General features: G+C 36.0%; 18 protein-coding genes. 7 read left to right on the top strand and 11 right to left on the bottom strand.

Going from position 1 to position 26,749, the window contains the following annotated elements:
• Nucleotides 1-193 precede the first annotated feature (193 nt).
• Both BSF41_RS16270 and BSF41_RS16265 read right to left on the bottom strand, forming a co-directional pair.
• Entirely contained in the window at nt 194-592 is a 399-nt protein-coding gene (locus BSF41_RS16270) for an NIPSNAP family protein (protein ID WP_095930552.1), read from the bottom strand.
• 44 nt (nt 593-636) lie between these two features.
• Nucleotides 637-1,806, bottom strand: coding sequence for a lipopolysaccharide assembly protein LapB (locus BSF41_RS16265; RefSeq protein WP_095930551.1), 1,170 nt, complete (start codon nt 1,804-1,806; stop codon nt 637-639).
• A gap of 101 nt (nt 1,807-1,907) precedes the next feature.
• On the opposite strand from BSF41_RS16265, the gene BSF41_RS16260 reads away from it, so the two are divergent.
• From BSF41_RS16260 to BSF41_RS16250, 3 genes are all read left to right on the top strand, one after another.
• The gene (locus tag BSF41_RS16260; protein WP_095930550.1) at nt 1,908-2,564 is read left to right on the top strand and encodes a hypothetical protein; all 657 of its coding nucleotides are present in this window, start codon (nt 1,908-1,910) and stop codon (nt 2,562-2,564) included.
• Between the two features lie 61 nt (nt 2,565-2,625).
• Complete coding sequence (gene dnaX / locus BSF41_RS16255) at nt 2,626-3,711, top strand: DNA polymerase III subunit gamma/tau (RefSeq protein WP_095930549.1); 1,086 nt, start codon at nt 2,626-2,628, stop codon at nt 3,709-3,711.
• 266 nt (nt 3,712-3,977) lie between these two features.
• Nucleotides 3,978-4,394, top strand: a complete 417-nt coding sequence (locus BSF41_RS16250) for a DNA polymerase III subunit gamma/tau (protein WP_095930548.1) — start codon at nt 3,978-3,980, stop codon at nt 4,392-4,394.
• A gap of 123 nt (nt 4,395-4,517) precedes the next feature.
• Here BSF41_RS16250 and BSF41_RS16245 read toward each other — a convergent pair whose 3' ends face one another.
• From BSF41_RS16245 to BSF41_RS16220, 6 genes are all read right to left on the bottom strand, one after another.
• Nucleotides 4,518-5,096 carry an NAD(P)H-dependent oxidoreductase gene (locus BSF41_RS16245; protein ID WP_095930547.1) on the bottom strand — a complete coding sequence of 193 codons (579 nt, stop codon included), beginning with the start codon at nt 5,094-5,096 and terminating at the stop codon, nt 4,518-4,520.
• Nucleotides 5,097-5,298: 202 nt separating this feature from the next.
• Entirely contained in the window at nt 5,299-5,859 is a 561-nt protein-coding gene (locus BSF41_RS16240) for a Crp/Fnr family transcriptional regulator (protein WP_095930546.1), read from the bottom strand.
• Between the two features lie 3 nt (nt 5,860-5,862).
• Nucleotides 5,863-6,444 (bottom strand): TMEM175 family protein, encoded by a 582-nt coding sequence (locus BSF41_RS16235; RefSeq protein ID WP_095930545.1) that lies wholly within the window; start codon nt 6,442-6,444, stop codon nt 5,863-5,865.
• A 13-nt stretch (nt 6,445-6,457) separates the two neighbouring features.
• Nucleotides 6,458-7,348, bottom strand: coding sequence for a Ppx/GppA phosphatase family protein (locus BSF41_RS16230; protein ID WP_095930544.1), 891 nt, complete (start codon nt 7,346-7,348; stop codon nt 6,458-6,460).
• A gap of 34 nt (nt 7,349-7,382) precedes the next feature.
• Nucleotides 7,383-9,461, bottom strand: a complete 2,079-nt coding sequence (gene ppk1 / locus BSF41_RS16225; RefSeq protein WP_172426925.1) for a polyphosphate kinase 1 — start codon at nt 9,459-9,461, stop codon at nt 7,383-7,385.
• Between the two features lie 5 nt (nt 9,462-9,466).
• The gene (locus BSF41_RS16220) at nt 9,467-9,952 is read right to left on the bottom strand and encodes a histidine phosphatase family protein (RefSeq protein ID WP_095930542.1); all 486 of its coding nucleotides are present in this window, start codon (nt 9,950-9,952) and stop codon (nt 9,467-9,469) included.
• A gap of 496 nt (nt 9,953-10,448) precedes the next feature.
• Between BSF41_RS16220 and BSF41_RS16215 the strand changes: the two genes are divergently transcribed.
• The 4 genes from BSF41_RS16215 (at nt 10,449) to BSF41_RS16200 (ending at nt 24,061) form a co-directional block, all read left to right on the top strand.
• The gene (locus BSF41_RS16215; RefSeq protein WP_095930541.1) at nt 10,449-11,081 is read left to right on the top strand and encodes a hypothetical protein; all 633 of its coding nucleotides are present in this window, start codon (nt 10,449-10,451) and stop codon (nt 11,079-11,081) included.
• A 54-nt stretch (nt 11,082-11,135) separates the two neighbouring features.
• The gene (locus BSF41_RS16210) at nt 11,136-21,050 is read left to right on the top strand and encodes a gliding motility-associated C-terminal domain-containing protein (protein WP_095930540.1); all 9,915 of its coding nucleotides are present in this window, start codon (nt 11,136-11,138) and stop codon (nt 21,048-21,050) included.
• Between the two features lie 137 nt (nt 21,051-21,187).
• Nucleotides 21,188-22,105 (top strand): type IX secretion system membrane protein PorP/SprF, encoded by a 918-nt coding sequence (locus BSF41_RS16205; RefSeq protein WP_095930539.1) that lies wholly within the window; start codon nt 21,188-21,190, stop codon nt 22,103-22,105.
• Between the two features lie 12 nt (nt 22,106-22,117).
• Complete coding sequence (locus BSF41_RS16200; RefSeq protein WP_095930538.1) at nt 22,118-24,061, top strand: OmpA family protein; 1,944 nt, start codon at nt 22,118-22,120, stop codon at nt 24,059-24,061.
• Nucleotides 24,062-24,180: 119 nt separating this feature from the next.
• Here the strand turns inward: BSF41_RS16200 and BSF41_RS16195 are convergent, their stop codons facing one another.
• The 3 genes from BSF41_RS16195 to BSF41_RS16185 form a co-directional block, all read right to left on the bottom strand.
• Nucleotides 24,181-24,687 (bottom strand): CAP domain-containing protein, encoded by a 507-nt coding sequence (locus tag BSF41_RS16195; protein WP_172426927.1) that lies wholly within the window; start codon nt 24,685-24,687, stop codon nt 24,181-24,183.
• Between the two features lie 185 nt (nt 24,688-24,872).
• Nucleotides 24,873-25,517: a pyridoxamine 5'-phosphate oxidase gene (gene pdxH / locus BSF41_RS16190; RefSeq protein ID WP_095930537.1), complete on the bottom strand. Its 645-nt coding sequence runs from the start codon at nt 25,515-25,517 to the stop codon at nt 24,873-24,875.
• Nucleotides 25,518-25,794: 277 nt separating this feature from the next.
• On the bottom strand, nt 25,795-26,700 hold the full coding sequence (locus BSF41_RS16185; protein ID WP_095930536.1) for a ribonuclease Z: 906 nt from the start codon (nt 26,698-26,700) through the stop codon (nt 25,795-25,797).
• Between the last annotated feature and the right edge of the window lie 49 nt (nt 26,701-26,749).

The following is a 26,749-nucleotide window of genomic DNA, read 5'->3' as shown; positions in this document are numbered from 1 at the left end:
ACATATTACAAAATAATCTTACATTTTTAAATATTATTGATTTCTTAAAATTAGCTAATAAAAAAAGTTTTGAATCTTACAATTCAAAACTTCTATGATTTCATAAAACACAACTAGCTTTTTATCAAACAATTACAAGCAATTAAGATAAATCTCTTAATACATACTTTGCCCAAACTTTATAACCAAAACTTCAATTAGGCGAATAATTAAGCTTAGCCAAAACCCGATCTTCAATATTCCCCACAACATCACCATATTTTTCAGTGTACATCTTTTTGACATCAATCCATTCCTGATCTTTTCTAAAATCTTCCCAAGCTTTTTTCATTGTGGCTTCATTTGGCCATTCTAGAAAATATACAAACTCCGTTTTTTTATCTGATTTTGATTCGTAGATCGAAATAATCTTAAAGTTGTATTTCTTCATAATGCGCATGGCATGGTCCCGAAAACGCTCATGAAATTCTTTTTTATTGCTTTCAAAAATTTCATAGATACGCAATTGAAAAACAGGACTTGTTTGAGTTGCTTTTTGTGCTTTTATGGCAAATGCTGTAAGTAAAAATAATAGTAGAAAGTACTTTCTCATGATCTATTCACATTACATTTATTATTTTCAAAGCCAACCATCTTTTACTTCGTTAACTCTATAAATTCTTGATTTAACCACAAATTTTGAAGTTCTGGATATTGCTTTGCGTCATTTTTTAATCCTGGTTCTAATTCAAAAGTAGTTTTCAGATATCTTAAACATTCTTGAATTTTATCTTGCCTATTCTTCATGATAGCTATTTGATAATAATTCCATGAAAACTCATGAATTTTATTTATTTCCTCAAACTGAGTAATAGCTTCGTCAAAATCGCCTAATCCTTTCAAATACAAACCCCTACAGTAATCAAGTTGATATCTTGCCTGCTCATCAAAGTCTTTTCTGAAATTCATAAACTCAGATAAAGCTCTTTCTTTAGAAAGTTTATGAAAAGTACTAAGTAAAAGATCAATTACGACATGCTCTTTGTGGTATATTGAAAACAATTTCTTTAAATCAATCAATGCCTTTTCCATTTCATTATTTTTCGAATAAAATTGGATTACAAAAATTAAAGCATTCGGATTAGTTTCATCATTTTTAAGAATAGTTTTTACTGTCTCAATAAATTCAGATTCATTAGATTCGCTCATCATTTCGAATAACAAATCCATTTTATTTTCTAAAATCTGAAGATTATCTGGCTCTATTTCTAATGCTCTGTTATAAAAATATATTGCTTTTTCGTTATCATTTTTTCTTGCATACAAAGTCCCTTTATTAGCATAAGCTAACGTAGCCTTTTCATCAAGCTCAAGGGCTTTATCAAAAAGTTCCAAAGCATTATCGAAGTCACCTCTATCCATTTGATAAGCACCAAAACCTATATATTTATCCACTTGATCAGAATCTGTACTTTCTCTCACATGATCAGGATTAGGAATGATTTTAATTTCAGAAATAGCTCCCGAATCAAGGGCTTTCTGAAAATCAGTTTCTTGTGACTTTAATTCATTTATATTGCCATAAACCCCATTATTGCTCTCTTTTTCTTTTTCTAGAAATATATTAACCTTATCTAAAACATATTTGATTTGTTCATTACTCAAACCTAATTTTTCTAATTCATATATTGCTGCATCAGGATTTAATCCATTCCCTTCAAGTTCAGCTAGTGCTAAAGCACAAACTTCATGTTGAAACTGAGATGAATTAAATTTAGATTCTTCAATTCCAGAATTCTTTTTCCATAAAAAATCAAATATTCCCATATGCTATAATATATTATATTAATTAACACGAAAATAGCACTTTTTTAAATACAAAATAATGTAGTTAAAAATCATTATTATTGTATTAAAATTTTTCTTTTATGAAATTGAAATATCGATTACTTTTTACAATTTTATTGATTGCCAATTATGCTTTTTCTTGTGATTGTAAGCCAATTGACCGAGAGAGCATGGTAGAAATAGGATTAAAATATGAAATTGTGTTTTACGGAGAAGTTATAAAAGTAGATTCAATAAAGGAAATTTATACTTTTAGAATCATAGAACTCTTTAAAGGACAATACAATTCTCAGTTCATTACTCAAAAATACTCTGGCAACTGTTCTAATGTTCCATCTGTAAAACAGCTTTGGATTGTATATGCAAATTTTAATGACGATAAAACTATCGAAGTGAGCGGTTGCTCTCCAAGTACTGGATTTAGACCTTACGGAAGTGACTCCATGCCTCCTCCTCCAGAAATCAAAATCTCTCAAAAGATAGATGATCAAATAAAATCACTGTCTTTTTATGTTTGGGATCTGAAATTTGAAAATCGAAATTTACAAGATTGGATTTATCAATTAGAAAAGTTGCGCGCCTATAAAAATGCTCAAAAAGAAATTTCTGATAAAGAAAGAACAGAAACAAAATTGGAAACTTACAGTCAATATATTATCATTTCTTTGATTGTCAACATCGTATTATTTCTGAGTTTACTCTTTGTTATTTTGAAGAAAAAGAATTTCGCCAAATAACTAAAATCGGTTTTAAACAACGAAACAAAAGTCATATATTTGCTATCGAATAAAAAAGAATATGGAACAATTTGTAGTATCGGCACGTAAATATCGCCCGCAGACCTTTAAGGATGTTGTGGGGCAAAAAGCCATTACCAACACTTTGTTGAATGCTATAGAAACCAATCACTTAGCTTCTGCTCTTTTATTTACAGGACCACGTGGAGTTGGTAAAACTACCTGCGCCCGTATCTTGGCTAGAAAAATAAATCAGCCTGGATATGATGATCCTACCGAAGATTTTGCATTTAACGTTTTTGAGCTAGATGCTGCTTCAAACAACTCGGTTGATGATATTCGTAGCCTTATCGATCAGGTTCGAATCCCGCCTCAGACTGGACAATACAAAGTATACATCATTGACGAGGTCCATATGTTGTCTTCGGCTGCTTTTAATGCTTTCCTTAAAACATTGGAAGAACCGCCAAAACATGCTATTTTTATTTTAGCAACAACAGAAAAACACAAAATTCTTCCAACGATTTTATCTCGTTGTCAGATTTTTGATTTTAAAAGAATTACAGTAAAAGATGCTAAAGAACATTTGGCAGATGTTGCTGAAAGTCAAGGAATCGTTTTTGAAGATGATGCACTGCATATTATTGCTCAAAAAGCAGATGGTGCAATGCGTGATGCTTTGTCTATTTTTGACCGTGTAGTTTCGTATTGCGGAACAAATTTAACACGTCAGGCTGTAACTGAAAATCTAAACGTTTTAGATTACGAAACTTACATTTCGATTACCGATTTACTTTTAGAAAATGAAATTCCGAAGCTTTTATTGGCTTACAACGACATTCTAGCTAAAGGTTTTGACGGGCATCATTTTATTGCTGGTTTGGCTTCACATTTTAGAGATTTATTAGTAAGCAAAACACCTTCGACTATTGCTTTATTAGAAGTTGGAGAACAAGCGCAGCAAATGTATGCGACTCAATCGCAGAAATGTTCTCAGGAATTTTTATTAAAAGGAATTGACATTGCAAATGATTGCGATTTAAAATATAAATTAAGTCAGAATCAACGACTTTTAGTTGAATTATGCTTGATGCAATTGGCCTCTATCAACTTTGATGGAGAAAAAAAAAAGCTGAGCAATTCATAATTCCACCCGTTTACTTTAAAAACGGAGGTTATTCTATAGTTGAAGTTTCAAGTGTAAAACCCCAAACTCCAAGTTCGGAAGAAAAAAATAATGTCAATGCTAATTCAAATAGCAATGATACTCCTGTTGCTGTAAATATTGCAAATACAGCACAAATTCCTGTTGAGACTCCAAAAGTTCAAACTCCAGAAGTTCCAAAAGCAGATACAAGCGGCGCTCCTAAGGTTTCTGCTTTTTCTCTTGCCAGTATCCGCAAGAAAAAAGAATTGGAGGCTAGCACGAAATCTTACGTTAAACCATCTTCTGTTTTACCAACTGAAGAGTTTAACGAAACCGATATGCGTCTTCATTGGAACAAATATGCGGAACGCTTAGGTCAAAAAGGGCTTAAAATCATGGAATCGATTCTATTGATTAGTGATCCTGTTTTGAACGGTACAACAATTTCTTATGAATTGCCAAACGAAGGTTCAAAACTAGAATTTGAAAGTCAAATGAACGCTTTATTAGGGCATTTAAAAGGCCATTTACACAATCACGATATTACTATTGAAGTAATTGTAAATGAACAGGCTGAAATGAAACGAACTTACAACAACCAGGATCGTTATAATCGTTTCTTAGAAATCAATCCAAACATCGAGCTTTTGCGTTCAACATTTGGATTAGATTTGAAGGATTAATTTTTTTGTTGGCCACGAATTTCTCGAATTTTCACGAATTTTTTTTCTTTCTTAAAACTGTTTAATAATTTATTGAATTTGCTTTGCCCATTCGCTATCGCTCGAGTCGCAGCAAATAAAAAACTATCTATTTTTTAGTCCGAAATTGTAGACTTTATCTAGCCATTTTTTTTTTTGTTCTTCCTTAGAACCTTTTATAATTCCGATGTAGCTTACTTTAACTGGTTTTACACCGCAGAATTCTAAAGTTGATTTTTTTAATTGATTAACACTTGGTCTTCCAAAAAAGAAACGATAATACCAGCTTGGCTGATCTAGGGTCGTAATGATGTGAGCTGTTTTGCCTTTTAATAATTTATCCCACCAAACTGAATTTTCGCGGTATTGAAAAGCCATTCCAGGCAAAAACAAACGATCGATAAATCCTTTCGTTATCGCTGGAAGCCCGCCCCACCAAACGGGATGAATCCAAACTAGATGATCTGCTCTTTTTATTTTCTCCCAAGATTCCAATAAATCCGGTTCTAAATCGGTTCGTTTTTGATAACCGAATTTCAGATTTGGATTGAAGTTTAAATTGGCAATTGTGATGGCTTCTACTTGCGCACCAGAAGCAATTGCACCTTTTTGATACGATTCGGCTATTCCGAAATTGAAGCTTTCGGCATTTGGGTGTCCGTTTATTATTAGTATTTTTTTCATCTGAAAATGTTTTATCAAAAATACTACTAGTATACTTTATTTTACTGGACAAATGTCCTATTCTTTTTTTTCACGCAGATTTTGCAGATAAAGGAGATTTTGAAGACTGTCAAGATTTGCGCAGATTTTAATATCAGAATAAATAGAAATAAAAAAAATCTGCTTAGATCATTTTAAATCTGCGTGAAACAAAATTCAAAGTTTATAAAACAGCTTTTCTAATTCTGCTTAAATGTCTTGGTGTAATTCCTAAATAAGAAGCTAAATATTGCAACGGAATTAATTGAATATACTTTTGATGATTCTGGCGAAGTTCTTCGTAACGCTGTGCTCCAGATAATTTCTGAAAAGAAATCATTCTTTTATGCAGGTTTACAAATTCTAATTCGGTTAATTTTCTGCCCGTTTCTTGCCAATTGAATCCTGATTGATAGAGTTTTTCTAAAGCTTTTCGGTCTAGAATTTGCAATTCTGTATCGGTTAAAGCCTGAATATTTTCCTCTGCTTTTTCTTCGGTAATAAAACTGGCGAAAGAAGCCATAAACTCATTTTCGAAAGCAAAACAATTGGTAATTTCGTCTCCTTTATGATTGACAAAAAAGGAACGCAGAATTCCTTTTTCAATAAAAACTATTTCATTGCAAACCTGATTTTCAGTCAATAAAAGTTCCCCTTTTTTCAATGTGCGAAATGTAATTAAATCGTCTAAAAGACTTAATTCGTCAGCAGAGAAATCTTGAATGGACTGAAAAACAGATTTCATAAATTATTCATTTGAAGCAAAAATATTCTCGATTCTTTTGTCTGGAATAAGCCATAACATTGCAACTGTAAAGTAAGCGGCTCCAGAAATCCACTGATTGTAAAATGCAGTAACAATTCCGATTACGTATAAAACTAAGGATATTTTTCCTTTATAATCTTTTTTAAGTACTCTTCTTAAAGCAGAATTTTTTCCTTCGCTGCACATAATGGTATATTGCAAAATAATGTAGGAGATTGCAGAAAGAAGCAGCACAACGCCATACATTGTCATTGCAGCCTTTTCAAAATTATGTTCTCCCATCCAAGCGGTAGAAACTGGGATTAAAGAAAGCCAAAACAAAAAGTGCAGATTGCTCCATAAGATTTTTCCGTTTACCCTTAATAATCCATGAAGCAAATAGTGGTGATTATTCCAATATATCCCAACATAAATAAAGCTCAAAATATAACTTAAAAACTTCGGTATAAGCGGTTTTAAATCTGCAAATTGATGTCCTTCTGGCGCTTTAATTTCCAAAATCATAATCGTAATAATGATTGCCAAAACGCCATCACTAAAAGCTTCTAGTCTGCCTTTATTCATTAAAAAAATAGTATTAAATTTTACCGTAGTACATTGCTTTTACGATACCATCAGAAAGTCCGATTTTAGGCACATAAATCTGGCGTGCACCACTCCATTTCATCGCGTTCAGATAGATACGAGTGGCATGGATAATTACGTCGGCACGGTCAGAATTCAGACCTAATTCGGCGATTCTCTGTTCGTAAGTCAACGAATTTAAAAATGCATACTGCGAGTTAACATAAATGTACGAAAGCGGTTTTTCCTGCTGTTTTCCAGACATTTTAAACAATTTATTGATGTTTCCTCCAGAACCTATCAGCGTTACTTCATCGTAATCGGCTGTATTGGTTTTAATCCATTTTTCGATCTCATCCCAAACTGAATCATGAACCATATTATTCAGTAAACGAACAGTTCCCGCTTTGAAAGATCTTGAAGTAATCATTTTTCCGTCAGAGAATAAGGTAAACTCGGTACTTCCACCTCCAACATCCACAAAAAGATAGGTTTCGTCCGATTTAATTAAATGATGCAAATCTGTAGAAGCAATAATTGCGGCTTCTTTTTTACCGTCGATTATCTCGATTTTAATGTCGGCTTTTTTCTTAATTAAAGCCACCACTTCTTTGGCATTATAGGCTTCGCGCATTGCAGAAGTTGCAAATGCCATATAACGCTCTACTTTATGTACTTTCATCAAAAGGTTGAATGCTTTCATGGCATCAATCATTCGATCTATATTTTCTGGTGAAATTTCTCCAACTGTAAAGGCATCTTGTCCTAAACGAATTGGTACACGAACAAGGGAACTTTTGTTAAACTGCGGTTCTTTGCCTTCTTGTTCCACAACGTTAGCGATCAAAAGCCTCATGGCATTCGAACCGATATCTATCGCTGCAAACTTCCTAATATTAATCATGCTCACTTTATGATTTGAAAATTGGTATTTATTATTAATTTACTTTTTGAGGAACCTCTTCTAATATGGCTACTTTATTCTGATAATATTTATAGGTTTCAAATTGTGCTCTAAATGGGGCATGATGATTTTTCGGCTTATATTTATTATCTAATTTGTATGAATGATATCTTACTTTTACGTTTCCTTTCCACGCAATATTAAAGTTATCAATCAATTCTTTCTTAATTTCTAGGTCATAAATTGGACAAGTTACCTCTACTCTTCCGTCAAGGTTTCTAGTCATAAAATCGGCAGACGAAATGTATACTTCGGTTAAACCTGCGTTTCCGAAAATGTAAACTCTCGAATGCTCCAAGTAATTGTCTACAATGCTTATTGCTTCTATGTTTTCACTCATTCCTGGAATTCCTGGAATTAAAGAGCAAATCCCTCTTACTTGAAGCTGGATTTTTACTCCTGCATTACTTGCTTCGTACAATTTATCGATCATTTTAAAATCGGATAAACTATTCATTTTTAATTTGATGTGTGTTTTTCTACCCGCAAGAGCATGTAGAATTTCACGATCAATCAGTTTTATAAATTTAGTCCTTGTATAATGAGGAGAAACAATTAAATGCTTGTATCTATGAACTCTATAATTGATATCGAAAAACTCAAATATTTTTGAGGTGTCTTTTAATATTCCTTGATGGCAAGTTAAAAGCGTTACGTCGGTATAGATTTTGGCTGTAGATTCGTTGAAGTTTCCAGTTGAAATGAATCCGTAACGGCGGTTTTTACCTTCTTCTAATCTTTCGATTACACAAATTTTACTGTGAACTTTTAATCCTTTAATACCAAAAATAAGTTCAATGCCTTCTGTCTGCATTTGTTCTGCATAAGAGATATTCGAAGCTTCATCAAAACGTGCCTGAAGTTCGATTTGCACTACTACTCTTTTGCCATTTTTAGCCGCATTTATTAGAGAACTAATTACTTGCGAATTTTTAGCTAAACGATATAAGGTTATTTTGATGCTTGTAACTTTTGGGTCTAAAGCAGCTTCACGCAAAAATTTGGTCAAATAAGAAAACGACTGATAGGGTGCATGAACTAAATAGTCTTTTTTACTGATTTTTTCTAAAATACTACCTTCTAAACTTAAACCAGGAACTGGCATAGGTTCATTTGGTTTGTATAATAAATCGTATCTGCCAAGGTTTGGAAAACTCATATAATCGCGACGATTATGGTATCTTCCTCCTGGAATTATACTATCTGTTTCTACAATTTTCATTTTATCTAAGAAAAACTGGAGCGTATCTTCTTCAATTAAATTATCGTAAATAAAACGAACAGGCTCTCCAATACGACGGTCTTTTACAGAAGAAGCAATTTTTTCGAGCATACTTTTACTCAAATCACTATCTATATCTAATTGTGCATCGCGGGTAATTTTGATCATGTGGGCAGAAACACTCTTATAATCAAATATATTAAAGATGTTTTTCAGTTTGAAACGAATAACATCATCAATTAAAATAACATATTGTTTTTCGTCCTCAGAAGGAAGCACAACAAACCTATTGATGGTTTTTGGAATTTCTATTAAAGCATAGCGGACCTCATCATTAGCCAATTCTAAACGAACAGCCAGATAGCCTAAAGTGTCTTTAAGAATAGGGAAAACGGCTAGATCATTTAAAATGATGGTTACTAACTCTGGGCTTAATTTTTGGTTATAAAAATCTTTTAAGAAACACTCTTGTTTTGGTGTAATCTGTGTTTCATTTATAATAAAAATATTCTCAGACTCAAGCTCCGCTTCAATATTGCCGAGAATACGTAAACTTTCAGATTGTTGCTGAATTACGATTTCGGTAATATCTTTAATCAATTGATGAGCAGAAATACCACCTAAATATTTTTCGCCAGAAATACCCGAGAGGCTTAATCGCCGAATGGCCGCGTATCGAACTCTAAAAAATTCGTCTAAATTGTTTGAAAAAATTCCAACAAAACGCAGTCTGTCTAAAAGTGGCACCGTATTATCTGCAGCTTCTTGAAGTACTCTTGCATTAAACGCTAACCAGCTTTTTTCTCTATCGATATATTTCTGTTCGTACACTGTAATTATTTTAAATCTTTGGGGAAAATAGTTTTATGTGTTTTGCCCTTATGGATTGTATCCCAACTGTCGGCATCAAATTGCAATGATACGAAGCCCGAAGTTGGAACATTCTCTATAAAAACATCCCCAAATTTATTAACAAAATTTGTAATAGCCTCGTTATGTCCGAAAAGAATAACGCTTTCAAAACTATTATCACACGATTTAATAACTTTTTCGAGTTGTTTTTCATCAAAAGTGTATAAATCATCTCTAAAAATAATACTTTCTAAAGGATAAGATATGTTTTGCGCAAAAATTAAAGCAGTTTCTGAGGCTCTCGCAGCTGTACTGCTCCACATTATATATGTTTTAGGTAGATACTCTGAAATATTTAATGAAACATCATGCGCGTCCAAAATTCCCCTTTTCATTAACGGACGATCAAAATCTTTTAATGGTGCTTCCCAGCTAGATTTGGCATGACGAATTAAAATAAGATTTTTCATAAACAGCAGAATTTAAAAACCTGAATTGCAGGCTATTTTTAATTAAGTTCTAATTTACAAAAGAAATTTTAAACCTTCTCCTTTTTTTATTTCTGTTAACATTATAACGAAATTTTAACAAGAATAAACAATTCGCAATCTGTTAACAATTACAAAATTATAGAAAACCAAAAATCACATTTTATGTACTTCATCTATAAAATTAGTATTTAGTCGATAATGTGACAGTTCGTAATATTTTAACTAAATATTTGATTATTAGCTATTTATACTATTGCAAATAAACCATTTTCAACTAATAAATCAAAAAAATGTACGAAAAAATTTCAATTTTTAGAGTTAAAAAAAAGCGTTTTTGAGTCAATTTTTGACAAAAAAACAACACTTCAACGAGTTTTTAGGTTAGTTATAGATAAAAAAATAATAATAGAAAAACTCTAATATAACTTTGATTCTGTTAAAATTTCATAAATACTTTAAAACTAAATCTTAAGTTATGAAAACAAAATCTACTCTTGAAAAAGCAGTAAAATTTGTAAGCAATTGTAAGTTTATTTTTTTCTCGAAGAAAAATATCTTTAGCAAAAACATTTTTAATCTGCTTTGCTTATTAATTACTTCAGTTGCATTTTCGCAAGCTGGTTCGTGTAATTCTGAAATAACTATTGACGGAGATAATTATCAAAAGTACAATGGTTTTGAAGTTTCGTTTTTACTGCAAGTTAAAAATACTGGAAGTAATACGGATACTTATCAATTATCTGCTGAGAACTTTTCAAATTTTCCAGAAAACCCTGATGGCAGTACTACAAAAAGCAATGTTTTAATGAACAATAGACTGGAGAGCAAAAATTATTCTCCCCTGAATAAAACACTTACACTTTCTCCAGGAGAAACGGCTGAGTTTTATGTAAAACTAAGCTTGGCTGATATTTCTACACTCGATCAATGGAACGGCACTTCGGTCACAGTAACTTCTACCACTTGCCCGGACAGCAAAAGCCAAACTATTGTTCATACCTATATTCCCCCAAAAAAGACAAAAGGTATTGGATTTACTTTGCCAGTATTAGATCTGAAAAATAAAACAACTCCCAAAACATTAAGTGCTTTTTACTACTCTATGTAGGTGCAAATCGTTTTCAGTTAGTTAAAATATTATATCAATATTAAACATTTTAATATGAAAAACTTTACTTTCGAAAAAAGAATAAAAATCCTTCTAAGTTTTCTATTAAGCATTTTGTTTCTTAATGTTTATGCTGGAGAAGGAAGTAAACAAACAACTCCTGACATTAATCATAGGGCTTCACTTGCGATAAACAATAGCACTTATGGAAGTTTTGGTAGATATGGTTCGACAGATGCACAGCGATTGTATATTCGAATTCAAAACCCAAATAGCGAAAAAGTATATTTAGGTTTTAGCAGAGCTAGAAGATCAAGTCCAACTGGCACTGAAATTAATTCTAGATTTAGAATCATAAGACCTGATGGAAGTGTAGCATATGCAAACTATACTTTGGATGGTACCTCATCGAACATATCAGGTACTGAGGCTCAAAAACTTGCAAGAGCTCAAAATGGTCCAAATGGTATCGACGGAGTTACTACTGCTGGATACACTCCTATAGTTTTTAACCCAAATGGCATGCCTGCTGGTGATTACTATATCGAATTTGAGAGCTCAACTGATGGTAGCAGTACTGAAATTTACTATAACTATTACGATATTACAGTTGCCAATAGTTCAAACAAATCAATTCCTGGACGTATTTACTCAAAACGCTGGGCTTTTGCTATGGATGATGTTGATACTGACTTTAATGGCGCTTTTTATGTTTTTGCTCCAGATAACGGTTCTACAACTGGGGCCGTTACTCAAAACGGTTTTGTAAATAAAATCAATTTTAATGGTGCTGGTTTCAGACCTTGGTATTTCAATGTGGCTTTTAATAATACAGGCCCAGGAAATTCAGGAAATGCAGCTAATGATCAAAAAAGTATTTATAATGCACCGAATGCTACGCAAATGAGTCCAAAATATGAGGTCTTCCTAAATGATCCTGATATTAATATATGGAAAAATGGAACTTATAACGGTAACATACAAATTAACGGAATTACCAATTGCGGTATTGGCGAAAGCAATATAAACATTAGTGTTTTTAAAAGCGGAACTATCGAAATACTTCTTGACTTTAACGGTGGAGATGGAATTTATACTCCAGGCACAAAAGATGTATTAACTACCCAAACAGTTACAGCATCGGGAGCTCCTCCTTATGCCGTAAGTGTTCCTTGGAATGGAAAAGATGGTTTAGGAAACACTATCGCACAAGGCACCTCAATACCAATAGTCGTTACTTTTGGACAAGCTGCTTTCCATTTCCCGATATATGATGTAGAAGAAAATCAATATGGTTTCTCCTGTACAACGGTTAGACCTGCGGCTCCATCTGGATATGTTTTAAAATTCTACTGGGACGACAGCAATATTACTTATCCTGGAGGTACTTTTGACGCCAAAGTAAATCTTACTGGCTGTACACCAAATGGTACTCCTCCAAGCAATTGCCATAGATGGAATGGGTTTAATGACAATAATAATAGCTCGCCTCAATATGGAAATTTAAATACCATCAATACTTGGTGGTATGCCAATCGAGACTTTGTAACTTCTAATATCGTTTTGCCACCATTCTACACTGTTGCACTAGGAACAACAAGCAATGTTACTTGTTTTGGCGGTAATGATGGTAAAATTCAGATTAATGTAACAAACGGAACGGGTCCGTTTAAGTATTACATTAACGGAGAAACAACCGTAAATACTTTACAAAGTTTACCTGCTGGAACTTACAATATCAAAGTTGTTGATGCAAATGGATGTTCTGCAAATATAAATGGCGTTGTAATTACACAACCTGCCGCTGCAGTAACCGTTGCCAAAACGTCTCAAACTGATGTATTGTGTTTTGGAGCTTCAACTGGAGCTATTAATATAACAGCCTCTGGAGGTGTAGCGCCTTATACTTATGACTGGGCAGATCTTACAGGAACAACTGATCCTGAAGACAGAACTGGACTTATTGCCGGAACATATACCGTAACCGTAAAAGATTCTAAAGGATGTACTTCTGCGCCTCTTACCGTTACAATCACACAATCAGGTTCAGCAGTAGCTGTGGCTAAAACTTCCCAAACTGATGTATTGTGCTTTGGCTCTTCAACAGGGGCAATCAACATAACAGCATCTGGAGGTGTAGCACCTTATACTTACGACTGGGCTGATCTTGCAGGAACCACTGATCCTGAAGACAGAACAGCATTGCCTGCAGGAACTTATACTGTAACCGTGAAAGATGCAAACGGATGTTCTGCCGCGCCTCTTGCCGTTACTATAACACAGCCTGCTTCAGCAGTAACCGTTGCCAAAACATCTCAAACTGATGTATTATGTTTTGGAGCTTCAACTGGAGCTATTAATATAACAGCCTCTGGAGGTGTCGGACCTTATACTTATGACTGGGCAGATCTTACAGGAACAACCGATCCTGAAGACAGAACTGGACTTATTGCCGGAACATACACAGTAACCGTAAAAGACGCAAACGGATGTTCTGCAGCGCCTCTTGCCGTTACAATTACACAGCCTGCTTCAGCAGTAGCTGTGGCTAAAACTTCACAAACCGACGTATTATGCTTTGGATCATCAACTGGAGCTATTAACATAACAGCTTCTGGAGGTGTAGCGCCTTATACTTACGATTGGGCTGATCTTGCGGGAACTAATGATACTGAAGATAGAACAGCATTGCCTGCAGGAACTTACACCCTAACCGTGAAAGACGCAAACGGATGTTCTGCAGCGCCTCTTGCCGTTACAATTACACAGCCTGCTTCAGCAGTAGCCGTGGCTAAAACTTCTCAGACTGATGTATTATGCTTTGGTGCTTCAACAGGAGCTATTAACATAACAGCTTCTGGAGGGGTTGCTCCTTATACGTACGACTGGGCTGATATTGCGGGAACCAATAATCCTGAAGACAGAACAGCATTGCCTGCAGGGACTTACACCGTAACTGTGAAAGATGCAAACGGATGTTCGGCAGTTCCTCTTGCCGTAACCATTACACAGCCTTCTTCAGCAGTAGCCGTGGCTAAAACGTCTCAGACTGATGTATTGTGCTTTGGCTCTTCAACTGGAGCTATTAACATAACAGCTTCTGGAGGTGTTGCGCCTTATACGTACGATTGGTCTGATCTTGCAGGAATCACTGATCCTGAAGACAGAACTGGACTTATTGCAGGAACTTACACTGTAACTGTGAAAGATGCAAACGGATGTTCTGCCGCACCTCTTGCCGTTACAATTACACAGCCTGCTTCAGCTGTAGCTGTGGCTAAAACTTCCCAGACTGATGTATTGTGCTTTGGCTCTTCAACAGGAGCAATCAACATAACAGCTTCTGGAGGTGTAGCGCCTTATACCTACGACTGGGCCGATCTTGCGGGAACCACTGATCCTGAAGACAGAACTGGACTTATTGCAGGAACTTACACCGTAACCATGAAAGATGCAAACGGATGTTCTGCAGCGCCTCTTGCCGTTACAATTACACAGCCTGCTTCAGCAGTAGCTGTGGCTAAAACTTCACAAACCGACGTATTGTGCTTTGGCGCTTCAACAGGAGCAATAAATATAACAGCTTCTGGAGGTGTAGCGCCTTATACTTACGACTGGGCTGATCTTGCGGGAACTAATGATACTGAAGACAGAACAGCATTGCCTGCAGGAACTTATACTGTAACCGTGAAAGATGCAAACGGATGTTCTGCCGCGCCTCTTGCCGTTACTATAACACAGCCTGCTTCAGCAGTAACCGTTGCCAAAACATCTCAAACTGATGTATTATGTTTTGGAGCTTCAACTGGAGCTATTAATATAACAGCTTCTGGAGGTGTAGCGCCTTATACTTACGATTGGGCCGATCTTGCGGGAACCACTGATCCTGAAGACAGAACCAGACTTATTGCAGGAACTTACACCGTAACCGTTAAAGACGCAAACGGATGTTCTGCAGCGCCTCTTGCCGTTACAATTACACAGCCTGCTTCAGCAGTAGCTGTGGCTAAAACTTCACAAACCGACGTATTATGCTTTGGATCATCAACTGGAGCTATTAACATAACAGCTTCTGGAGGTGTAGCGCCTTATACTTACGATTGGGCTGATCTTGCGGGAACTAATGATACTGAAGACAGAACAGCATTGCCTGCAGGAACTTACACCCTAACCGTGAAAGACGCAAACGGATGTTCTGCAGCGCCTCTTGCCGTTACAATTACACAGCCTGCTTCAGCAGTAGCCGTGGCTAAAACTTCTCAAACTGATGTATTGTGTTTTGGCTCTTCAACAGGGGTAATCAACATAACAGCTTCTGGAGGTGTAGCGCCTTATACTTACGATTGGGCCGATCTTGCAGGAACCACTGATCCTGAAGACAGAACCGGACTTATTGCAGGAACTTATACTGTAACCGTGAAAGATGCAAACGGATGTTCTACTGCACCTCTTTCTGTAACCATAACACAGCCAGGTGCTGCTTTATCATGCTCTGTTGTACAAAATAAACCAGTGACTTCAAATGGTTTAAGCAATGGTGAGGCAACTGTAACTCCAATTGGGGGTACTCCTACTTACACTTACTTATGGGATAATGGAGAAAATACACCTAAAGCAGTAGCTTTAAATGCAGGAACACATAGCGTAAAAGTTACGGATGCAAATGGCTGCTTTACAGAATGTACTGTTTTAATTACAGAACCTAATGTACTTTCATGTAGTATTTCGCAAGATAGCGCTGTAAAATGTTATGGAGGAAATACTGGTAAAGCGACGGTAACAGCTGTGGGCGGTAACGGAGAGTATACTTACCTTTGGGATAATGATGAAACAACTGCACAAGCAGTTGCTTTAACAGCAGGTTTACATTCTGTAAAAGTTACTGACAAATTAGGATATACTACAACATGCGAAATAACAATTGGTCAGCCTCAAGCTGCTTTAAGCGCAACAACAACGCAAGTTAATGTAGCTTGTGGAGGTGGAACAACAGGTTCTGCAACTGTTATACCATCTGGCGGAACAAGTCCTTACACTTACTCTTGGGATACTAATCCTGTTCAGACAGATGCTACAGCTACAGGACTAAAAGCTGGAACTTATAATGTTACGGTTAAAGATGCTAACTTATGTACTATCGTAAAAACTGTAATTATTATCGATGGAGATTCTGTTATACCAGTTATAGATCCACTACCTGAAGTTTCTACTATCAATTGTCCAGCAGAACCTGTTTTTGCACAAGCAACAGCAACTGACGACAGTGGAACGATCTCTTCATTGACTTATGAAGATACTACTACAGAAGGAAATTGTGCTGGAACTTATACCAAAACAAGAACATGGACTGCGAAAGATGCTTGTGGAAATGTTTCTCTTCCTGTAAGTCAAACCATAATTGTGCAAGACAATTCTGCTCCAACTTGGACAACTCAAGCCGCATCTTTAGACAAAACTATAGAATGCAGTGACGAACAGGCTTTAGCAAATGCTCAATCTTTATTCCCAATAGCTAATGATACTTGTGACAGTGATGTTTCTAATATCACTAAAGTAAGCGGACAGTTTGTAGCTTCTGAAGGATGCGGAAACGCAGGAACGTATACTAACACTTGGACTGTAAAAGACGATTGCGGAAATACTTCTGAAACTTTTACTCAGATAATTACAATTCAGGATACAACTGCGCCAACATGGACAACTCAAGCTGGCACTTTAAACGCAACTTTAGAGTGCAGCGATACAGAAGGACTTGCTGCTGCTCAGGCTCAATTCCCAATTGCTTCTGACTTATGCGATACTGATGTTTCTAATATCACTAAAGTAAGCGGACAGTTTGTAGCATCTGAAAACTGTGGAAATGCAGGAACTTACACCAACACTTGGACTGTAAAAGACGATTGCGGAAATTCTTCTGAAACTTTCACTCAGATAATTACAATTCAGGATACAACTGCGCCAACATGGACTACTCAAGCTGGTACTTTAAACGCAACTTTAGAGTGTAGCGATACAGAAGGACTTGCTGTTGCTCAATCTTTATTCCCAATAGCTAATGATACTTGTGACAGTGATGTTTCTAATATCACTAAAGTAAGCGGACAGTTTGTAGCTTCTGAAGGATGTGGAAATGCTGGAACTTACACCAACACTTGGACAGTAAAAGACGATTGTGGAAATACTTCTGAAACTTTTACTCAGATAATTACAATTCAAGATACAACTGCGCCAACATGGACTACTCAAGCTGGCACTTTAAACGCAACTTTAGAGTGCAGTGACACAGAAGGACTTGCTGCTGCTCAGGCTCAATTCCCAATTGCTTCTGACTTATGCGATACTGATGTTTCTAATATCACTAAAGTAAGCGGACAGTTTGTAGCATCTGAAAACTGTGGAAATGCAGGAACTTACACCAACACTTGGACAGTAAAAGACGATTGCGGAAATACTTCTGAAACTTTCACTCAGACAATTACAATTCAGGATACTACAAAACCTGCTTTTGTTGGCGAATTGCCTTCAGATATTACAGTTTCTTGTGATGCAGTTCCAGAGCCATTTAATATGGAAGCTTCTGATAATTGCAATGGAGACTTGCCAATTGTTTTCAGCGAAACAAAAAGCGATATTAAAAACGAATGCGGTACTGAATATACCTTAACTCGTAACTGGTCAACAAGTGATTGTGGAGGAAATTCAATTTCTTATACTCAAATTATTACAGTAAGAGATACAACACCTCCAACAGGTACTGCACCAGCAGATGTTGCTAATCTGCAAAATGCGGCAGACATTCCAGCAGGAAGTCCAGAAGACATAAAAGATGCGGCTGATAACTGTAGTGGAACGGTAAATATTACTGTAAACGACACTAACAATGGAGGAACTGGATGTAATGGAGAATCTTACATTTTAACTAGAACTTATACGCTAACAGATTGTGCAGGAAATAAAACTGAATTGGTACAAACTTTTACAGTTGAAAATAAAGTTTCTGTGAGCGGTATAGCTACCAATGTAAGCTGTAAAGGAGAAAGCAACGGTTCGATAGCAGTTACTAGCAGTCCTGGAGCTACGGTAGTTATTACAAATCAAAATAATGAGGTCGTTGGAAATACTAATTTACCAGCTGGAACATATACACTTACTGCAACCTCTGTAGTAAATGGTGAGAACCAAACTTGTACAGCAACTGCAACAGTTGTGATTACAGAGCCAGATTATAGAGTTAAAATATCTGGACAAATCATAAATATAGATACGAACGCTCCAATTGCAAATGTACCTGTGACATTGATTCCGCAAGGAACAACTACTGGTCCAATACAAATGCGTATTACTGGTGTTGATGGAATGTACAGCTTTACAGGAATGCCTGCTGGAAGTTATTTGGTACAAGTTCAAGATGCTAATTTAAATAGTGCACATCAATTGTATCCTGTTGATTCAAGCCTGTTCTTTACTACTCTTGAAGAATGTGCTTTCCAAGTTCATAACTTTGAATACGGAAAATCGAACCTTCCAGTTCTTGGAGATTATGTTTGGTATGATCTTAACAATAACGGAATTCAAGATGAATGGTACGATGCCAATAATGATGGAGTTGTGACCAAAAACATTCCAGATTCAAATGGTTCTATTGACTATAGCCAATGGGAATGGATTGACCTTAACGGAGACGGAAGCTATACTGGCCCACAAAACAATGGCGAATTAAATGCCGCAGGTTTTGGAAATGCGTTAAGTGCCAATGTAATAATCGATGGTCCAAACGGATATCATGAAGAAGTTATAGTAGGTATCGAAGGATTCTGGAGAGATCGTCCAGAGACAGCAAATCCTTATGGAGACTATACAATCAAATTGGTTAGAGATGCCAACTTTGATGCCGTGGCTGCTGCTTTAGGAGCAACTGGTTTAGTAAAAGTTCTTCCATCAATATCTGGAAAAAACATAACTGCTAAAACAAGCAAATTGCAATTGCATACCGTTTGTACAACAACAACAGACAGTGGTTATATCGTAACGGTAACTCCAGAAGATTTGGTTCATTTAGATGCCGACTTTGGTGTAAGCTGTAAAGATTACAAAGATATTGTTGCCAACGATGATAATGCTGGTCCAATTGCAGGTGTAAACCATACTACAACTAATGTATTAAATGTATTGCCAAATGATACTTTAGAAGGAAATGCCATAACTGCATCTGATGTTATTATTACAACTGTAACACCAAACGAGTTTTTACAGTTAAATCCTGATGGTTCTGTTGATGTACTACCAAATGCTCCTGTAGGAACATTAACAATGGTATATCAAATTTGCGAAGCTGATCAAACAGACAACTGCGACACTGCAACAGTTACAATTACAATTGAAGCTCCAGTAATGACCGTTACAGCAACTTCAATATGTGTTAATGATGTTCCATATATTGATTATGTAGTAACAGCAGTAAACTTCACTCCTGTAAATGGTGTAACCATTGCTTGGGCAGACGGCAACAACAATGTCGTAACAACAATGAACAATTTACCATTAAGCGGTCGTGTATTGTGGCCAGGAGCGGTTGTAGACGAGCAAGGAAAAGGAATCGATTGGCCAGGCTGGATTTTTGAAAACAACAGATGGATTGAAGGAGCAGATGGATTTGAAAAATTACGTCCAACTACCAATGTAACTTTCACTGTTAATCCAAGTGAGACTATTACAATTAGTTATCCACCTGCAGATCCTTATTGTACTGCAAGACCAACATTTGCAATAGTGGCTAATGATGATACTCCTGCACCAATAACAGCAAGTGCAACGCAAACTACTGTAGGCAACGTTTTAACTAACGATACATTAAATGGTAGCCCAGTAAATATAAATGATGTAACACTAACCACAACTATTTCGGATCCAAAAGGTTCAATATCTATTAATCCTGATGGAACTATAAGTGTTGCACCAAACACACCAGGCGGTACATACACTTTGACTTATCAAATCTGCGAAAAAGCCGATTTTGGAAATTGTGATACCGCAATTGTAACAGTAGTAGTTCTTGATCCGCCAGCACCACCTACTCCAGTAGTAGCGAATGATGACAACTTCAATAATATTGGATGTAATTCTTTTGGATTAGTAGGCAATGTATTGAGTAATGATGTAAAAGGAATAACTCGCGCATCACTTGAATTAGTAAACTTTACACTTCTTACAGAAGGTAACAATACTAAAACAGATCCAAACATTACTATTGACAATTCTGGAAACGTAAATGTATCCAGTCTAACACCTGCCGGGACTTATACTTATAGCTATAGAATCTGCGATAAATTAAGTTCTGAAAATTGTGACACTGCAACGATTACTATTATAGTAGTTCCAAATGGTGTTACTGAAACCAGATCGACAGCATGTAACGATGATTCAACATTGGTTAACTTAAGTAGCCTACTTCCTGAAGGAAGCCCTACAACAGGAGTTTGGCAAGATAGAAACAATACCAATGCGTTACAAGGAGGCATTCTTAATCCGTTTGGTTTAGCATTAGGCAATTACGTTTTTGAATATGTAATAGCAGATCAAAACTGTCCAAGAAGCATAGTTTTAAACATGGAAATCAATGATGATTGTAAAGTCTTAGCTTGTGGTGATGTGTTAGTGCATAATGCTTTCTCTCCTAATGGCGATAACATGAACGATTTCTTCAAAATTGATAATATTGACGAACTAACTTGTTATCCAGGCAATACTGTTGAAATATATAATCGCTGGGGAATTCTAGTTTTTGAAACTTCAAATTATAACAATACAACAAATGCTTTTGATGGAACTTCACGAGGAAGAACAACTGTTAAGCAATCTGACGGACTACCAACTGGAACCTATTTTTACATTATTACGTATAAATCTCTAGATGGAAACAACAATGTTCAAGATCATAAACTAGACGGGTATTTATATTTATCTAGATAGCAATTAGAATACGCTGCAAATAAATATTTGCAGCGTATTAAAAAATCTATATTTTTTTGATTAATTCCAAAACATAATTAATTAAAAAACAATGATTTAAATAGTCAATAGTAATTATTAAATTAATAAAATCTACTATGAGAACAAAATTATTTTTCTTCGTCATTCTGTTAGTTACATGTTCAGGGTATGCACAGCAAGATGCGCAGTACACACAGTATATGTACAATACAATAGCCATAAATCCTGCCTATGCAGGTTCCCGTGGAGTATTCAGTGTATTTGGCCTTTACCGCACCCAATGGGTTGGTCTTGATGGAGCGCCAGAGACAAGCAGCTTCTCAATCAATACACCAATAAACAATAGCAGATTAGGCATTGGAGCTTCATTAGTCAATGACAAAATTGGCCCTACAAATGAAAACAACATCTCAGTCGATCTGTCTTATACCATTCAGACCTCTGCAGATTTTAAGCTTTCGTTTGGTATTAAAGGAACGGCAAATATCTTCAATTTAGATGTAAACAAATTAAATCCTGCAGATCAGGGCGATCCCCAATTTCAGGATTTAAACAGCAAGTTCTCTCCAAACGTTGGAGCTGGAGTCTACTGGCATTCTGACAAAGCATATATTGGTCTGTCTGTTCCTAACTTTATTGAAACAAACCGTTACGACGATAATGATGTGGCAATTTATAAAGACAGAATCAATTACTACTTAATTGGAGGCTACGTATTCGATCTTGACAAATATCAGTATATAAAATTTAAACCCGCCATTTTAACCAAAATGGTTCAAGGGGCACCATTGCAAGTAGATGTATCTGCGAATTTTATGTTCTACGATAAATTTATGATTGGTGCAGCTTACAGATGGAGCGCTTCATTAAGTGCTATGGTTGGGTTTCAGATCACAGACGGACTTTACTTAGGGTATGGCTATGATCGGGAAACCACCAAATTGAACAATTACAATTCAGGTTCGCATGAGATATTCCTGCGTTATGAATTCTTCTCAAACAAAGGCAAAATGACAACCCCTCGTTTCTTCTAAAAATAAGGCATCATGAAAAACTATACACTACTTTTCGCTGCAATCATAGGCGCTTTTTCATTCGGCAGCTATGCCCAGCAGGCAAAAATAAATGCTGCAGACAAAAAATATGACAGCTACGCCTATGTCGATGCAATAAAGACTTATGAAAAAGTTGCGGCCAAAGGCTACAGATCTGAAGACATGTTTAAAAAACTGGGAAATGCCTATTATTTTAATTCAGATTTTCAGAACGCGGCAAAATGGTACGGCGAATTATTTGCCATGAATCCAAATCCTGAGCCGGAGTACTTTTTTAGATACGCGCAATCATTAAAATCGGCTGGAGATATCGCCAAAGCCAATAGGCTTCTGGAAGAATTCAATGCCGTATCAAAAAATGACAGCAGAGGAAAGCTCTACAGAGAAGATGCAAACTATCTGGACCAGATAAAAGCAAATTCTGGGAGGTATCAGATAGAAGATGCGGGCATTAACAGCAAATACTCCGATTACGGGTCGTTTGTGTACAACAGCAAAATCTACTTTGCATCTGCACGGGATACGGGAAATTTTGTACAGCGCAAACACAAATGGACAGGAGAATATTTCACCAATATTTATAATGCTGATCTGGATCCCGCAACGGGAACCGCATCAAAAGTGAATAAATTTAAATCGGCTATTAATACCAAATTTCACGAAGCTTCTCCTGTCTTCACCAAAGACGGAAAAACAGTCTATTTTACCAGAAACAACTATATTGGCGGCAAGAAAGGAAAGGACGAAAGCAGAGTCACTTTAATCAAGCTTTATAAAGCAGAACTGGGAAAAGACGGCAAATGGACCAACATTGCAGAGCTTCCTTTCAACAGCAATAATTACAGCACAGGCCATCCGGCTTTAAGTCCAGATGAAAAAACGCTTTATTTTGCTTCCGATATGCCGGGATCTTTCGGCGAATCCGATTTGTATAAAGTAACAATAAATTCAAATGGCGGCTTTGGCCCTCCGCAAAATCTTGGAAACACGATTAATACGGAAGGAAAAGAAACGTATCCCTACTTAACTTCTGAAAACGAGATTTATTTTGCGTCTGACGGGCATCCGGGTCTCGGAGGATTGGATGTTTTTGTGGCCAATATTGACAATAGCGGAAAAGTAAGCAACATTCAGAATGTCGGGGCAGATGTCAATTCTCCAAAAGATGACTTTGCGTACATCATTGATCCTGAAACCAGAAGAGGGTTTTTCACTTCCAACAAAGATGGCGGACAGGGCTCTGATGATATCTATAGATTCTTAGAAACCAGAAGGCTTAAATGCATCCAGCAGCTGTACGGAATAATATCACATGCAGAAACAGGGCTTGCGCTTCCAGGAGCAAAAGTCACTCTGTATGATGACCAGATGAACCTTAAAAACTCTGCCGCTGCAGACGGTTCCGGAATGTACACTTTTGATGTTGAATGCGGAAAAACCTATTTCGTAAGAGCAGAAAAACCTGAATTCGCTACAAAAGAAGTAACCATAACCATAGATAAAACAAGCGGCAAGACCAATCTTCCGATTGCACTTGAAAAATCAACCTGCAAGGTTACTGTGGGCGATGATTTGGGAAAATGCTTCGGAATCAAAATGATTTATTTTGATTTGGATAAATCTAACATTAGAACCGAAGCGGCGCTTGATCTGGAAAAAATACTCGTTGTCTTAAACGATAATCCAAGCATGAAGCTGGATATCCGCTCGCACACAGACAGCAGAGCTTCGCACCAGTACAACGAAGCGTTATCTGACCGAAGAGCAAAATCGACCATCCAGTGGCTCATTAAAAACGGAATAGCGCCTAACCGACTAACAGGAAAAGGCTATGGCGAAACAGAACTGGTTAATAAATGCGCAGACGGTGTTCCATGCACTGAAGCAGAACATCAGGCAAACAGACGAAGCGAATTTATTATTACGGCTTTATAACCTAAAAAAACAGATAAACAAAAAAAGCTACCATAAAGGCAGCTTTTTTTAATTTAAAAAGTCGTTGCAATTCTATGAATCACAACGACTTCTAAAAAACCAACCTGTTCAATATATTTTTAAAGCTTCACAAATATGTTAGTGTAGTATTTTTTTCCTGTAGCTGCATCTGTGGTTACAGATAACCCAAAATGAGTATAATCGCCAACTATATTTTCTTTGTGCCCTGGACTATCAAGCCAAGCCCTTACAGCGGCCTCTGGAGTTTTATAATTGTAGGCAACATTCTCTCCTACTCTTTTAGCTCCCAATACATTAGTCATATTAGTAGACCTAGCAACAAAATCGTTATGATCTACAACATTATTCTGAATCATATATTTATTATGCTCTTCACATTTATAAGATATATGATTAATTCTTTCCAGAGAATTTAAACCAATACTCAAACGGTATTCGTTTATTAATCTCATCGTCTCTATTTCGGTATCGTTGTATGTGTAATTTGCAACAAGTGTTTCTGTTGGAGTAGTAGTTTCCAAGCCAGCTTCAGCGGAGTCAGCAGAACATGCGTTCATTGCGACAAGAATCGCAATGAACAACATGGTGCGCATAATCTTTTTCATAATCATCAGCATTTTAGCGGTTTAAAGTAAATGTTGGGGCAAATCCTTTAAATTTATCTTTGAATAAATATCGTTCGTATTATTGTATACCAAACGTATTCAATTTACCGTTAAAGTGCAAAATTAATCGATGAAATGCATTTATTTTTTTATTTATTATATAAAATTCTTACGTAAAACTACTTTTAAGAAGATAACCTTTCAATCTTCCAAGAAAAATCTGACTGGCTCGTGTAGCGAATTCTATCATGAAGCCTGTTGGGTCTTCCCTGCCAAAATTCAACTTGTAATGGAGTCACAATATAACCACCCCAATTTTCGGGTCTGGGAATTGCTTTTCCTTCAAATTCAGTTTCTAGTTTTTTTAAGTTTTCTTCTAAAAAAGTTCTGGACGGAATCACTTCACTTTGCTTCGAAACAATCGCTCCAAGCTTACTTCCATCAGGACGAGAATCAAAATAATTATCTGAAATAATCTCAGATGTTTTCTGAGCTATTCCTTTAATGATTACCTGACGTTCTGCTTCCTGCCAAAAAAAAGACAGACAAACATTTGGGTTTGCTTCTATTGCTTTTCCTTTTTCGGAATTGTAATTGGTATAAAAGATAAACCCTTCTTCCGAAAATTTCTTCAATAAAACCACGCGAGCCTTTGGAAAGCCGTCCAATCCAATTGTCGAAACCGTCATGGCATTCACCTCTCCGCTTCCGCCAAAATCTTCCACCTCATGAAACCATCGGTTAAAAAGATTAATTGGATCTTCGGGAATAGTACTTTCTAATAATTCGCTTTTCTCGTAAGATTTTCTATAATTACTTAAATCGTTCATGACTTATGATTTATGATTTTTAGATTGTTGATTTTAGATTTTAGATTGTTGATTTTAGATTATTGTTTCAAGTTTCAGGTTTCAGGTTCATGGAATCTGAATATTTGACTGTCACACTGAGCGAAGTCGAAATGCTTTTATAAACAGAACTTGATTTGCAAACGTGGGCTTCGACTTCGCTCAGCCTGACAAACGTGAAATGTTAAACCTGAAACAACCACATACAAACTTAGTCCCTTAGAACCTCAGCATCTCAGAACCTTAGAACCTTTTTTAGTTAAAACTCAAAACTACGTCCATCATCTCCCAAAAGCACATTTGGGAAAACCGTTTCGGCTTCTTCTTTAAAACGCTCAATTCCGTCGTAACGTGTTGAATAATGACCTAAAATTAATTGTTTTACATTGGCTTTCAATGCAATATTGGCTGCTTCTTTTGCAGTAGAATGCAAGGTTTTTTCTGCCAGTCTTGCTTCAGATTCCAGAAACGTAGACTCATGATATAAAATATCCGTATTCTCTATAATCGGAATGATCTCTTCGTTGTAAACCGTATCAGAACAGAAGGCATAACTTTTTGTTGGTGGCGGATCAAAAGTCAATTTTTTATTTTCGACTACAGTTCCATCATCAAGTGTGATATCACTTCCATTTTTGATTTTCTGATAATAAGCCACATGAATATCATAACGCTGAACCCCTTCAATATCTAGTTTTCTTTCATCTGGTTTTTCTTGAAACAGAAAGCCATTGGTATAAACACGATGCTTTAACGGAATCGTTTTTACAATAACCTTTTTATCTTCAAAAATAACTTCACTTTCTTTTGATTCTAATTCGTGAAAAAACAAAGAATAAGTTGTCCAAGATTCCGTCAATTTTAACTGAAGAAGAATTAATTCTTTAATTCCTTTTGGGCCATAAACATGTAAATCGGTTGTTCTTCCCAAAAGAGAAAAAGTAGAAATCGTCCCAATTAATCCGTACAAGTGATCGCCGTGAAGATGGGAAATAAAAATGTGATTTATTTTTGAGAATTTAATCTTATTCTTTCGAAGCTGAACTTGAGTTCCCTCTCCACAATCAATTAAAAACAATCGGTTTTTAATTTCTAGAACCTGCGAAGTCGGATTAGTAAGTGTTCTCGGAGTTGCGGCATAACAGCCAAGTATGGTTAACTTCATTTTTGATTTTAGATTTTAGAATGTAGATTTTAGATTGACAAAACATTTT

Source organism: Flavobacterium sp. ACN2 (genome assembly GCF_002303885.1).
In the GTDB taxonomy this organism is placed as follows: Bacteria; Bacteroidota; Bacteroidia; order Flavobacteriales; family Flavobacteriaceae; genus Flavobacterium.
The sequence above is the reverse complement of the archived record's forward strand: the minus strand, read 5'-3'. Positions and strand labels throughout refer to the sequence as shown.

Excerpts from the sequence above, each read along its gene's own strand:
- BSF41_RS16230 (WP_095930544.1), bottom strand. The coding sequence starts at position 7,348 with ATGATTAATATTAGGAAGTTTGCAGCGATAGATATCGGTTCGAATGCC.
- BSF41_RS16200 (WP_095930538.1), top strand. The coding sequence starts at position 22,118 with ATGAAAAACTATACACTACTTTTCGCTGCAATCATAGGCGCTTTTTCA.
- BSF41_RS16235 (WP_095930545.1), bottom strand. The coding sequence starts at position 6,444 with ATGAATAAAGGCAGACTAGAAGCTTTTAGTGATGGCGTTTTGGCAATC.
- dnaX (WP_095930549.1), top strand. The coding sequence starts at position 2,626 with ATGGAACAATTTGTAGTATCGGCACGTAAATATCGCCCGCAGACCTTT.
- BSF41_RS16265 (WP_095930551.1), bottom strand. The coding sequence starts at position 1,806 with ATGGGAATATTTGATTTTTTATGGAAAAAGAATTCTGGAATTGAAGAA.
- BSF41_RS16270 (WP_095930552.1), bottom strand. The coding sequence starts at position 592 with ATGAGAAAGTACTTTCTACTATTATTTTTACTTACAGCATTTGCCATA.
- BSF41_RS16220 (WP_095930542.1), bottom strand. The coding sequence starts at position 9,952 with ATGAAAAATCTTATTTTAATTCGTCATGCCAAATCTAGCTGGGAAGCA.
- BSF41_RS16215 (WP_095930541.1), top strand. The coding sequence starts at position 10,449 with ATGAAAACAAAATCTACTCTTGAAAAAGCAGTAAAATTTGTAAGCAAT.
- BSF41_RS16210 (WP_095930540.1), top strand. The coding sequence starts at position 11,136 with ATGAAAAACTTTACTTTCGAAAAAAGAATAAAAATCCTTCTAAGTTTT.
- BSF41_RS16195 (WP_172426927.1), bottom strand. The coding sequence starts at position 24,687 with ATGAAAAAGATTATGCGCACCATGTTGTTCATTGCGATTCTTGTCGCA.
- BSF41_RS16185 (WP_095930536.1), bottom strand. The coding sequence starts at position 26,700 with ATGAAGTTAACCATACTTGGCTGTTATGCCGCAACTCCGAGAACACTT.
- BSF41_RS16245 (WP_095930547.1), bottom strand. The coding sequence starts at position 5,096 with ATGAAAAAAATACTAATAATAAACGGACACCCAAATGCCGAAAGCTTC.
- BSF41_RS16205 (WP_095930539.1), top strand. The coding sequence starts at position 21,188 with ATGAGAACAAAATTATTTTTCTTCGTCATTCTGTTAGTTACATGTTCA.
- BSF41_RS16240 (WP_095930546.1), bottom strand. The coding sequence starts at position 5,859 with ATGAAATCTGTTTTTCAGTCCATTCAAGATTTCTCTGCTGACGAATTA.
- BSF41_RS16260 (WP_095930550.1), top strand. The coding sequence starts at position 1,908 with ATGAAATTGAAATATCGATTACTTTTTACAATTTTATTGATTGCCAAT.
- pdxH (WP_095930537.1), bottom strand. The coding sequence starts at position 25,517 with ATGAACGATTTAAGTAATTATAGAAAATCTTACGAGAAAAGCGAATTA.